This window comes from Rhodopseudomonas pentothenatexigens (assembly GCF_900218015.1).
Lineage (GTDB): Bacteria > Pseudomonadota > Alphaproteobacteria > Rhizobiales > Xanthobacteraceae > Rhodopseudomonas > Rhodopseudomonas pentothenatexigens.
The window spans coordinates 3786-17282 of the sequence record NZ_UFQQ01000011.1; the positions used below are offsets into that span (position 1 = coordinate 3786).

The 13497-nt window shown below is 65.4% G+C and carries 4 protein-coding genes; 2 read left to right on the top strand and 2 right to left on the bottom strand.

Going from position 1 to position 13497, the window contains the following annotated elements; all coding sequences use genetic code 11:
- On the bottom strand, window positions 1-9074 hold a 9074-nt coding region (locus DWA33_RS11815; RefSeq protein WP_167443194.1), incomplete at its 3' end, for an MBG domain-containing protein.
- Window positions 9075-9358: 284 nt separating this feature from the next.
- Here DWA33_RS11815 and DWA33_RS11820 point away from each other — a divergent pair.
- The gene (locus DWA33_RS11820; RefSeq protein WP_114358300.1) at window positions 9359-10324 is read left to right on the top strand and encodes a LysR family transcriptional regulator; all 966 of its coding nucleotides are present in this window, start codon (window positions 9359-9361) and stop codon (window positions 10322-10324) included.
- A 63-nt stretch (window positions 10325-10387) separates the two neighbouring features.
- Here the strand turns inward: DWA33_RS11820 and DWA33_RS11825 are convergent, their stop codons facing one another.
- The gene (locus DWA33_RS11825) at window positions 10388-11995 is read right to left on the bottom strand and encodes a ShlB/FhaC/HecB family hemolysin secretion/activation protein (protein ID WP_167443195.1); all 1608 of its coding nucleotides are present in this window, start codon (window positions 11993-11995) and stop codon (window positions 10388-10390) included.
- A 357-nt stretch (window positions 11996-12352) separates the two neighbouring features.
- Between DWA33_RS11825 and DWA33_RS11830 the strand changes: the two genes are divergently transcribed.
- Window positions 12353-12898, top strand: coding sequence for an invasion associated locus B family protein (locus tag DWA33_RS11830; protein WP_114358302.1), 546 nt, complete (start codon window positions 12353-12355; stop codon window positions 12896-12898).
- The last annotated feature ends 599 nt before the right edge of the window (window positions 12899-13497 follow it).

Here is a 13497-nt window from a genome sequence, read left to right on the forward strand (position 1 = left end):
GTCTTGCCGGTGCCGACGTTCTTGTCCGCGTAGACGGTGCCGGCGAGCAGCAGGCTGACGGCGTCGCCGCCGATCACGCCAGCCAGCGTGCCGTTGCCGGTGACGGCCGCCGACGTGTTGCCGTCATACACCTTGCTGCCGGCGATAGTTCCTGCCGAGGCAATCGTCAGCGTCGCTGGCGTGATGTCGGCCGAACCGGTGAAGCCGGTCGAGGCCAGCACATAGTTGCTGGCACCCGCCCCGGTGAGGCTGTAGCTGCCGGTGACCGTCTTGCCGGTGCCGACGTTCTTGTCCGCGTAGACGGTGCCGGCGAGCAGCAGGCTGACGGCGTCGCCGCCGATCACGCCAGCCAGCGTGCCGTTGCCGGTGACGGCCGCCGACGTGTTGCCGTCATACACCTTGCTGCCGGCGATAGTTCCTGCCGAGGCAATCGTCAGCGTCGCTGGCGTGATGTCGGCCGAACCGGTGAAGCCGGTCGAGGCCAGCACATAGTTGCTGGCACCCGCCCCGGTGAGGCTGTAGCTGCCGGTGACCGTCTTGCCGGTGCCGACATTCTTGTCGGCATAAGTGGTGCCGGCGAGCAGCAATCCGACAGCGTCACCGTTGAGCACGCCCGCCAGCGTGCCGTTGCCGGTGACGGCTGCCGACGTGGTGCCATCGTAGACCTTGCTGCCGGCGACGCTGCCCGCCGACGCGATCGTCAGCGTTGCCGGTGTGATATCGGCCGCGCCGGTGAAGCCGGTCGAGGACAGCACGTAGTTGCCGGCTCCCGCTCCGGTCAGGCTGTAGCTGCCGGTGACCGTCTTGCCGGTGCCGACGTTCTTGTCCGCATAAGTGGTGCCGGCGAGCAGCAGGCTGACGGCGTCGCCGCCGATCATGCCAGCCAGCGTGCCGTTGCCGGTGACGGCCGCCGATGTGGTGCCATCGTAGACCTTGCTGCCGGCCACGCTGCCCGGCGAGGCAATCGTCAGCGTCGCCGGCGTAATCGACGCCGAGGAGCTGGCGGTAGTCGAGAGGATATAATTGCCGGCATCCGCGCCGCTCAGGGTCAGGCCGCCGACCGCCACGGTCTTGCCGGAGCCGACATTGGCATCGGCGAACACGAAGGTCCCGGAACCGCCGACGTTCACCGCGTCGCCTTGCACGACGCCATTGAACCCGACGATCGAACCGGTCGCCGTGGTGGTCCCGTCATAGACCTTGTCGTCGGCGACCGCGATCGCCGAGATCACCGCCCGGTTCACCGTCAACCCGCCGGCTACATAGCTGATATTGTAGTTCGAAGAGGTCAGGCCCGATGCCGTCAGCGTGTAGCCGCCCGCATTGATCGCACCCTGTGCCGTGCCGCCATAAGTCAACGTGCCGCCGAGCACCGAGGCATTCTCGTTGTTGACGAAGCCCGCATAGCTGAGGCCGTTGCCGCCCGTGAACGCCTGGCCGTCATAGGTCTTGGTGGCATTCGCCACCGTCACCGTCAGGTCCGCCTTGTTCACCGTCAGCGAACCGCTGGCATAGGTGATCGCGTAATTCTCCAGCCCGGCGCCCTGCGCCCCGCCGGCCGTGATGGCATAGCCGCCAGCATTCGCCGTCGCCGCGACGCCGGCGCTTGCCAGGTTCACCGCATTGATGGTGTCGCTGTTATACAACGAACCGGTCACGGTGTAGCCGTTCGGCACGAACGTCAGCATTTCGCCGTAGGTCTTGGTCCGATCGTTGGCCGTGATCGTCAGCGGCGCCCGATCGACCGTCAACGTGCCGGCCGCGTAGGTGATCGCATAGTTCGAAAGCCCGCTGCCGACCGCGTTGCTCGCCGTCAACCCATACGTCCCGACAGTACCCGACACGCCCGCGCCGCCGCTGAGCAGCGTCACCCCGTCGATCTTGTCACCGTTGAACAGCGTGCCCGTCGTGGAGAACCCGGTCGACCCCAGCGCCAGATCGGTGCCGTAGGTCTTGTGCTGGTCGAGCGCCGTCACCGTGAGCGGCGCCTGGGTCACCGCCAGATTGCCCGGATTGTAATAGATCAGGTAATTGCCGAGACCGGTTCCGGCCGCACCACTGACCGCAACCTGATAGCTGCCGACGTTGGCCGTCGCGGCCGCGCCGGCGCTGCTCAGGCTGACCGTGTCGACGGTGTCACCGTTGACCAGGCCGGTCGAGGTGAACTCGGTACCGCTGAACGAACGCGCCGAACCGTACACCTTGGACAGATCGGTGCCCGTGATGGTCAGGATCGCCGGACTGACCTGCAGCGTTCCAGGCTGATAGCTGATCGCGTAATTCGACAGCCCGCTGCCGATGGCGGCGCTGGCGATCAGGTCGTAATTCCCGACCCCCGCAGTCGCCGCCGCGCCCGCGCTGCCCAGCGTCACCGCGGTCACCTTGTCGGCATTCTTCAAGCCGGACGTGGTGAAATCGGCGGTCGACGTGTAGGTGTCGCCATAGAGCTTGCTCGCCATGCCCGCATAGACGATCAGCGTCGCCTTGTTCACCGTCAAAGCACCGTCCGCATAGGTGATGGCGTAGTTCGACAGGCCGTTGCCCTGAGCCGCCGACGCGGTGATCGCATGCGATCCGGCCGCCGCCGTCGCCGCCGCACCGTCGCTCACGAGCGTCACGCTGTTGATCTTATCGCCATTATACAGCGATCCGCTCACCGTATAGGCCGTCGAGCCGAGATCGATCGTGTTGCCGTAAACCTTGCTCTGGCCGTTCGCCGTGATGGTGAGCGGCGCCGGATTCACCGTGAGCGTGCCCGGCAGATAGGTGATCGCGTAATTGTAGATCCCCGTCCCCGCTGCTCCGCTGGCGCTGATGCTGTACGAGCCGACGCCGGCCGTACCATAAGCTCCGGCGCTCGACAGCGCTACGCTCGTCAACGTGTCACCGTTATACAGCGATCCCGTCACCGAATAGCCAGCCATCCCCGACACGGCACCATAGATCTTGCTGGCGTCGTTGGCCGTGATCGTGAGTGGCGCCGGATTCACCGTCAGCCAGCCCGTGGCATAGGTGATACTGTAATTGTTCAGCCCGCTCCCGGTCGCATTGCTGGCATAGATCGTCGATCCGCCTGCGGCCGCAGTGGCATTGGTGCCAAAGCTCGACAACGTGACGCCCGTGACCTTGTCGTTGTTGTACAACGTACCCGTCACGGTGAATGCCGTGCTGTCGAGTGAGATGGCGCTGCCGTAGGTCTTCGACTGACTGTTGGCGGTAATGGTCAGCGGCGCCGGCGTGACGTTCAGCGAACCGGGATTGTAGTAGATCAGATAGTTGGACAATCCGGTTCCGGTCGCCGCGCTGGCGGTGATCTGATAGCTCCCGGTCCCCTTGCTGGCTGCGGCGCCGGCGCTGCTCAGCGTCACCCCCGACACCGTGTCACCATTGGTCAGCCCGGACGTGGTGAACTCGGTGCCGGCGAAGGACAGATCAGTGCCATACGTCTTGGTCGCATTGGCAGCGGTAATCGTCAGCGTCGCCGGCGACACCTGCAGGGTGCTCGCCTGATAATAGATGTTGTAATTCGACAGACCTGTTCCCTGCGCGTTGCTCGGCGTCAGGCCGTAGCTGGCGACCGTCGCGGTCGCCGCAGCACCGGCGCTGGACAGCGTGACACTGTTCACGTTGTCGCCATTGAGGAGACCGGACGCAACGAAGTTGCTGGTCGAGCTGTAGGTCGTGCCGTAGGTCTTGTTCGCCGATCCGGCATAGATGATCAGCGTCGCCTTGTTCACCGTCAAGGTGCCGTCGGCGTAGGTGATGGCGTAGTTCGACAAACCGTCGCCTTGCGCCGCGCTCGCCGTGATCGCATGCGAACCCGCCGCTGCGCCCGCCGCCGCACCATCGCTCGCCAGGGTCACCGAATTGACCTTGTTGCCGTTGTACAGGTTGCCCGTCACCGTATAGGCGGTCGAGCCGAGGTCGAGCGACGCGCCGTAGATCTTGCTCTGATCGTTGGCCGTGATGGTGAGCGGCGCCGGATTCACCGTCAGCGTCCCCGGCTGATAGGTGATGGCGTAATTGTAGAGACCGGTGCCGGTCGCACCGCTGGCGGCGATCGCATAGGTGCCGACATTCGCCGCGCTACCCGCTCCGGCGCTCGACAGCGACACCCCGCTGATCGTGTCCCCGTTATAGAGCGCGCCTGAAACCGAATACCCTCCGCCTCCCCATGCGGCCCCATAGGTCTTGGTCGCATCGTTGGCTGAGATCGTCAGCGGCGCCGGATTCACCGTCAGCTTGCCGGTCACATAGCTGATGCTGTAGTTGGCAAGCCCGGTGCCGGTTGCATTGTTGGCGTAGATCGTCGACCAGCCCACCGCCGCCGCCGCACCCGCAGCAGCGCTGGTGAAGGTGACGCCGTCGACCTTGTCGTTGTTGTACAAGGTGCCCGACAACGTGAAATCAGTCGACCCCAGCGGCAGCGCGCTGCCGTAGGTCTTGGAGCGGTCGTTAGCGGTGATCGTCAGCGGCGCCGGGGTGACGCTGAGATAGCCGGCATTGTAATAGATCAGGTAGTTCGACAGCCCGGTCCCGGTCGCGTTGCTGGCGGTGATTTGGTAGCTGTTGGCGTTGGCGGTTGCGGCCGCGCCGCTGCTGGTCAGCGTCACCGACGCCACCGCGTCATTGTTCTTCAGCCCGGACACGGTGAACTCGGTGCCGGCGAAAGTGAGATTGCTGCCGTAGACCTTGGAGCCGTTCGACGCGGTGATGGTCAGGCTCGCTTTGCTGACCACCAGATTGCCGTCGGCGTAGAGCACATTGTAGTTCGACAGGCCCTGCCCCTGGGCATTACTGGCAGTCAGGCCATAGGTGCCGACGGCCGCGCTCGCGTCGGCACCGGCGCTGGCGAAGCTCACCGACGACACCCCATCGGAATTCTGCAGGCCGGAGACCGAATAAGCGCTGGACGAGCCGGTGTAGCTGGTGCCGTAAGTCTTGTAGGCGGTCGACACGTAGATGATCAGCGACGCCTTGTTCACCGTCAAATGACCAGTGCTGGCGAAGTTCAGCGCATAGGTGCCGGTCGACGCCACGCTGCCCTGCGCGATGTCGATCAGGTACGGGCCACCGGCGACGGTCGCGGTGCCTGCGGCGCCGACCGACGAGAGAACCGGCGTGCCAGTGTAGAGCGACGACAGCGTGTCGGCCTTGAACGCCCCGCTGACGCCGGCGCTGGCGCCGGTCACCGTGTAGGACGACGACACGTCGGCGGTCGCGCCGTAATACTTCGACGCGTCGGTCGAGCTGAAGGTCAGCGTCGGCTGATAGGCGAACACGTAGCGATTGCCCGACGCGATCGTCGAGGGCGCGTTGGCGGCGTATGTCGCGTTCCAGACCGCGGCGTTGCCGCTGTCGAGATTGTTGTACGTATTGCCGGTCGGCGCGGCCGAGTAGACCAGCCAGCGGCCGTTCGGCACCGAGATGGCGTTCGAGACGCTTTGATTCTTGAACGTGGTTCCGGCGGCCAGCACGGCGGCGTCGCCCGACGCAGTCGATGCGAGCGTTCCGCTCAGGGTCAAGGATCCGGCGGTCTGGATCAGCAGGCCGCCGTTCGCCGTGATGGACTGTTCGAGAGTGAGATCGCTGCTGCTGTAGAAGGCGAGCCGACCGGCCCCAATGGCCACGGCCTGTAGCTTACCGACGGAGTTGCCGGGATCGAGAAAGGTGACGTTCGCGCCCGACGGAGCCGAGAACGCCAGCCGGGCCGCCGTGATCGATGCACCAGCGGTCTGTGTCAGGTCACCGACGGTGTAGATGATCAGCAGGCCCGATTGGGTGATCGCCTGATCGATGGTAAAGCTCGCCCCGTTCGCGCCGATGGATCGGTTCGCATAGGTGGTCGACACGCCGGAGGTACCGATCGCGGCGGCGAGGCCGGCCGAGAGCGCCGACAGCGTGGTAACCTGGGTGGTCTGCCGGAGATAGCTCGCCGCGACGTTGACGCCGGCCACCGGCCCGGAGACGTTCTGCTGGTGGGTGAGGCCCGCGTTGGCGCCGGTCGTGTAGACCACCAGCTGGCTGTTGCCGGTGATCGTGCCGGGGGCGATCAGCAGATTGTAGTAGCCATTCGCGCCCGAGGAGGTCGATCCGGCGCTGTTGCCGTTGATCAGCAACGAGACACGCTCGCCGGCCAAGCTAGTGAAGTTCGACGACTGGACGGTGCCGGACACCACCTGCGGCGTGCCGGACCAGAAGCTCTTCAGATAGGGATAGCTGCGGTTCGCGACGATGCCCCAAATGCCGGTGTCCCATCCGGACTGCACCGCCGCCTGCAGGGTCGCCGTGGTGACGCCGGTGCCGCCGTCGCTCGTCGACAGGCCGCTCGTCTGGGTGTCCCAGTAGGAGTTCGTGATGGTGCCCGCCCCCAATTGCGCGATCAGCCCGCCCCGCGACGCGCCCGAGGAGGTGACGTAGCCGCTCGCGAAGGAGTTGCTGACCGTGCTGCCGCCGAAATAGCCGATGAGACCGCCGGCGCGATTGTACGCGTTGACGGCACCGGTCGCGTAGGTGTTTGTGATCGTGACACCGGTGTCTGTGTACCCCACCAGTCCGCCGACAAAGTTCGAGGTGCCGGACACGGTTCCGGTCGCGAAGGAGTTTTCGATAGGGCCGGCGGATTGGCCGACGAGGCCGCCGACATAGCCGGCCCCGCTGACGGCGCCGGTCGCATACGACCCCGTCACCATGGCGGCGGTCGAGGCCGACATCCCGACGAGGCCGCCGACGCCGTCTCCCGTGGCCGTCACGGTGGCGTCCGAATGGGAGCCGGAAATGGTCGCGTGGGCATAACCGACGAGACCGCCCACCTGATAGGCACCGGAGACGGCGCCGCTCGACCAGACGTTGTCGAACGTTCCGTAGCTGTCTGCTGCGACGATGCCCACGTGGTTCCGGCCCGTGACCCGCGCGTCCACGACGCCGAGATTGCTGAACCTTGATCCGGCGCTGCCGACATACCCGAACAGGCCGACATCGTCCTCGCTCGGACGATTGATGACGAGCCCGGCGATAACGTGGCCGGCGCCGTCGAGGCTGCCCTTGAATTCCGTACCGACCTTGCCGAGCGGCACGAATCCGGCGCCACTGTTCCAGGTTGCGGTGACGCTGGCGTCGATGTCGTTGGCCAGAACGTAATTGGCCGCCCGCAGCGCCGTCGACGAGCCGATCCCCTGCAGGCCGTACACGTCGGCGAGCCGGTAGGGGGTGGCGGCGGTGCCGTCGCCGCCGGTGACGCGCAGGAACGAGCCGCCGTTGATCCTGAAGTTCGTCGCCGCGAACCCCGGCAATGTGCTGCCGTTCTGCACCCACGCGCCCGATTGCAGCGTGAACGTGCCGACATTGATGGCGCCGGTCGCGGTGACGCCGTTGGTGGCGTTGATGGTCAACCCGCCACTGGTCGCCGTGATCGCCGCGTCGATGGCGATATTGTTAGCGGCGGTCAGGGTGAGGGTGCTGCCGCTCGTCCACGAGACGGCGCTCGCCACCGTGATGTTTCCGGCCTGCGATCCGGTCGAACCGGTGGTGACGACGACGTTGCCGGAGGCGAGCGCCGCCTGCAGCGTGGCGACGTTCAGCACCGAATCGTCGGCCGACGGAGTGTAGGTGCCGCCGGACAGTGAGCCACCCGAACCGGTGGCGTTCGAGATCGTGATGTTGCGCGGATCGAGCAGCAGCGTGCCGGCGCCGGTGGTGCCGGCGAGATTGGCGGTGCCGGAGAAGTCGAGCAGACGGTGACCGGAGACTTCGGCGAAGCCGCCGGCGCCGCCCTGGCCCGAGACATCGAGCGCACCTGCGAAGGTCGTCGAGTCGTCGGACCAGACCACCACGCGGCCGCCCTGCCCGCTGGTGCCGGCGGCGCTCAGCGTCGCGCCCGCGGCGACGGTCGTGGTCTCGGCATTGGCGACCGGATCGGTCGAGAAGTTGTTGGCGGCGTTGGCGCCGCCCTGATAGTCGCCGCCGATCAGCAGCGTGCCGCCGCTGGTGCCGCTGACGTCGACCTTGCCGGACGACTCGATGGTGACGTCCTTGGCGGTGATCACGACGACACCGCCACTGCCGGTTTTGCCCTTGGCCGCGACTTCGCCGGAAACCTTCGCCGACTCCGTTCCGGTGATCTTGATGCGGCCCCCGGTCGTGCCGCTCGCCTTGACCTTGCCGGACACCGCGACCTTGGCACCCGAGACGTCGATGGACCCGCCCCGCGCAGTCCTGCCGCCGCTCGCGGTCACCTTGCCGGAAATCTGCACTTTGCCGCCTGCACCGCCGCCGATGATGATCTTGCCGTTGCGGGTGCCGACCGAATTCGCCCGGATCGTGCCCGGCACGTTGACCGCATCGCGCAACAGACCGGCCGCGGTCGCGGCGCTGAGATGCACGGTGCCGCCATCGGCGATGATCTTGCCCTTGTTCGACACCAACGGACGACCGTCCGAGCCGACGATTCCGCCGAGCGAGCTGGTCGGCACCGCGACCGACAGGAAGCCGTCGCCGGCAAGATCGAGCGTGATCAATTCGCCGCTGCCAAGCCCGACCTTGCCCAGCCGCGCCGAGATCAGCCCGTCATTGGCGACCTGGCCGCCGAGCAGCGCGGCGAAGCCGCCGTCGGACACATTGATCCGTCCGGCATTGGTGACAGCCGCAGAGGCACCGTTGCCGCTGAACGTGTAGTTGCCCGACATGAAGTCGGAATCCTTGATGTTCAGCGTCGAGGCCGCGAACGATCCGACATTGACGGTGCCGGTCGGGGTGATGGCGATTCCGTTCGGATTGACCAGCAGCACGGTCCCGGGCGCGTTGATCGACCCGGCGATGCTCGACGGCGTGGCGCCGGTGACGCGGTTGAGAGTCGCCGATGATGCACCGGGTTGATTGAAGTTCACGGTGCCGCCCTGGCCGACCGAGAACGAATTCCAGTTGATGATGGCCCGGTCGGACGACTGGTTGATGTTGAGGGTCGCGGCGTTCGGCGAACTAATCGTCGCGCTGCCGGCGGCGACGCTGCCGCCGCTGGGCAGTTGCTGCGCCATCGACAAAGTCGGCGTCAGCACCAGCGCGGTGGCCGCCACCACCGCCACGATCTTGCGCGAGCGCGACCCTCTGCTATCGGCCGCGCGGGCACGAGGTTGCAAAATCGCCGAACGCTTGACTGACCGAGCCGAACGCATTGTCGCCTTCCCTCCCTCGGACGGCGCGGCGACACGCCGCGCATCGGAGGGATCACTAAAATTTTCTTACAGTGCGAGTTTTGTGGAATAGTGTGCCGGTGATGAGAAATTGAAAATCGGTATAGCTTTCATTCGGCTCGCTGATTTCACCTCTCTCGCACCGACAACCGATTGAACGTACTCGACTAATGCCCATTAACCTGCGAACCATCGATCTTAACCTTCTGGTGATCTTCGAGGCGCTGTACGCCACCAAGAACACCAGCCGCGCGGCCGAACGGCTCGGCATGAGTCAACCTGCGGTGTCGAATGCACTCGCCCGCTTGCGCGATTTGATCGGCGATCCGCTGTTCGTGCGGCAATCGCGCGGACTGAAGCCGACGATGAAGGCGCAGGAAGTGATCGGCCCGGTGCGCGAGGCGCTGTCGGTGATCGGGCGACAATTTGTCGCCGGCAGCAGCATCGATCTATCGACCTATCGGCGGCAGTTTCGCATCGTCATCACCGATCCTTACGAGCCGATCATGATGCCGCCGATCGTGCGAGTCGTCGCGGCGGAAGCTCCGGGCGTGGAGATCGAGTGCATTCAGCCGACCGCAGGATTCGCCGAGCTGCTGCGCGAGGGCTCGATCGATCTGGCGTGCTCGGTGTTTCCGGTCGACACCACCGATCTCGTCGTGAAGTCGCTCGGCCAGACCGACTTCGTGATCGTCAGCCGCCGCGACCATCCGGCGATCACCAAGCCGCTCGATCGCGCGACCTTTCTGACGCTGCCGCAGATCACGATCGGACGCGAACTACGCGGCATGACGGGAATCGAGAAGGTCCACGTCACCCAGAACATCAAGCGCCGCACGCCCTATGCGGCGGCGAAGATCTGGTCGATTCCGCCGATGGTGGAGCGCACCGATCTGATCGCCTTCCTGCCGCGGCGCTTTGCCGAGGAAGTCGCCGGCAACTTCCATCTCGATCTGCACGAGGTCCCGATCGAGATGGAGCTTCAGCACGGCTACATCATGTGGCACGTCAACAGCGAACACGACCCCGGGCATCGATGGCTGCGCGAAAGCATGCTGCAGGCGATTCATCCGGGATGGGGCGCCCGCCCGGAGCCGAGCCAGATCGACGAGCACGTCGCCCCAACTCCCGCGTGAGCGCAACGCGCGATCACGACAGCGGCGCCGCTCCACGCCTGAGTACTGGCGTCGCGAACCGTTTCAGTAGCGCAGCGACAGGCCGGTGAAGACACGCCAGCCGGGCTGCTGAAACGGGTCGTCCGTGACCTTGCGGGCGCCTTCGAGAAAGCCGAACACGTCGACCGGCATCGCGGCGGTCTGCGGCATGCTGAAGCGCACGCCTGCGCCCCAGTTGGAGGCGTGCTGGCTGGCGACTTCCAGGATGCTCGGCTGCGCGAGAATGCGCTCGCCGGTGGCCGCGAACAGATACGGGGTCACTTCCGCCGTCACGTTCGGCACCGCGAACGGATGGCCGAATTCGGTACGCACGACCCAGCCGGTGTCGCCGATGAACGAGCCGGCGCTGTAGCCGGACAGCATCCGGGCGCCGACCAGATCGAACTGTTCGGAATGCAGCAACGGCTTGTCGAACGAGGTCTGGCCGTTGGCGAACGCCGCCACGAAGAAGCCGGCCGGAAGGCTCTGCGTCAGTTCGAAATGCCCGGCCAGCTTGGTGAACACCGCATCCGCGCCGGCGCGCGACAGCGGCAGCAACGGGTTGGCGTCGGCGGCGGTGCGCGCTCCGAACGCGTCGAGACCACGCGACAGGGTGGCGCCGTAACCGATCACGGTGCCGCTCTCGCGCAGCCGCCACAATCCCTCGACGCTACCGCGCACCGTCCGCACCCGATCGAGGCTGAGCGGCAGCGCCGGACTGAACAGCAGCGACTCGATCTCTTCATCGGTCGAGTCGAACCGTACGCTGAACGTCAGTTCGGCATCGCGGCGTTTGAGTGCCGCATAGGACAGTCGGCCGTAGCCCTGCGTCAGGAAGCCCTGCGACGCCGTCAGCAGTGAGGCTGCCTGCGGCGTGGTGATGCCGCGGGTGAAGCCGCCGTCGAACTTCCAGCCGTCGGTGCCCAGCGGGGTGGCGAATGTCGCGCTCAGATATCGCCGCGTCGGAAACGTGCTGGTGTAATCGCTATCGGGCAATCCGGCGGCCGACACGGTGATCTGCTCGCCCATGCCGAACACGCTGTTGAGCGATGCGCTCGCCACCACCTGCCCGGTGCCGAACACCGAAGGCATCGCGTTGTCGGCATAGACCGACGCGGAGACCGGCTTGTAGGTGCCGGCCAGAACCAGCACCGCGCCCCCGACCTGCTTGCCCGCGCTGAACACCGCGTTGAGCACGATGCCGGGCGTCTCGCCGGCCAGCAGCAGGCGCCGCTCCAATTCAGCCTGCGTCAAATGGCGCTTGTCGATCAGCGACGACACCACCGCGACCACGGCCTTGCGTCCAGGCTCGGCGATGTTGCTGGCATCGATCTGCTCGACGAAGCCGTCGACGATCGTCACCTTCACACCCGCCGCAGCGCCGAGCTCCTGCGGCGGCACCACGACGCGCACCAGCGGATAGCCGGCGCGGGAATACACCGCCTGCAATGCGGTCGCGAAATCGAACACCTGCGCAACGGAGATGCGCTTGCCGACCAGTTGTGCGGCAAGCCGCTTGCGTTCGGCGGCGAGCTCCTCGAATTCACCTTCGATGGTGATGCCGGTGAGCTTGAAGGTCAGCGCCTTGGCGCCCGGAGGAATCGTGGCACCGGCTTCGACGCGCGGCAGAATGATGCGCGTCGGCGCGGACACAGAGGGCGGCACGACCGGAGGCGCGACCTGACTCGGCGGCGGAGCGATCTGCGCGACCGCAGCGTCTGTCGATTGCCAAGCGGCCGCGGCGATCAAGCACGCCGTCGCGCCCGCTGCTTTGAAACGACTCCACTCGCGCATGCACCCTCGCCTCTACCTGCTCCGTTCTTCGACGGATATCGCAGTCAGCACAAGTGCAAGGATGCATCACTCGGCAACGGGTGATATCGGCGTACTCAATAGCTCTTATTTCCAAATTCAATTGGTCCTCTCCTGATGCCACGCCTAACAGGGTCTTCGCACGCGGCGAACAATCCGCCGACGTGAACACGCGAAACGAAAACGGAGTGGAGTGCGATGGCCAAGGTTCGTGATTGGGGCATGATGGCGTTTGTTCTGACGATCGCGGCGACGACCTCGGTTCAGGCTGCACCGGACAAGCCGGCTGCAATCGCAGATACGCAGACCCCGCAGGCCACCACCGCGACCTATCAGGATTGGACCGTGCGCTGCGACATCCGCGACGCTGCGAAAACTTGCGAGATGGCGCAGGCGATGCAGATCAAGGGCCAGCCGCAGCCGGTGACGCAGATCGCGATCGGTCAGCAGAGCAAGACCTCGCCGATGAAGATCGTGTTTCAAGTGCCGATCAACGTCGCGCTCGGCGACGGCCCGCGCCTCGTCGTCGACGACAAGGACCCCGGCATCGCCGCCGCGTATCGCCGCTGCGTCCCGGTCGCCTGCTTCGCCGACGCCGACATCAAGGACGATCAGATCAAGAAGCTGAAAGGCCTCAGCGAAAACGGCAAGCTGCAGTTCAGGGACGCAGCCGATCAGCTGATCTCGATCCCGGTGTCGTTCAAAGGCTTCGACCAGGCATTCGACGCGATGCTGAAGAGATAGTCGCCAGGTTTGGTTTTGGGGAACGCGCATCGCGCCCCTCATGTCCCCGGACGGAGATGGACTTGGAGGACCAGGTCGGCCGTTCCGCTCCCTTGCAGTTAGAGCAAGAACCCGGCGCGCGCCTTTTGGCCACAGATTGCAGTGCTAAGATTATGCGCGTTTCTGGCCCGTTTGCGCCGAAAGAACAGGGCAGAGCTGGTCCGCTCTGCCCGGGTGACGAGGTCGCACCCGCAGCTTGCTGTCGATACCGAGATTGAACATCGCGAGGTTCGCGCGTCCGCTCTCCATCTGAAGCTTACTCCGGATCGCCCAAACGTGCTTCGTCTGGAGCGGCGGCTTGGGCCCAATCAGTTTCCCCTTATTCCACGGGATCACATGGCCGGACCGCGCAATTTCTTCGCTGCTCTGCACAGCCACTCTCCTTTGCTGGAAAGAGAACAGGCCGTTGTACCGCAATCTGGCTTCCCCTTGCCGGGGTCCGGTTTCGGAGCGATCCGGACAATGCACCGCAGTCCGAGCGATGCTGTTCGACGAAATTGACCCTAAGCGGACCTACCCCGAAGGTTGAGCTGAACTGCTCTCCATTGGCCCCTGTGGAT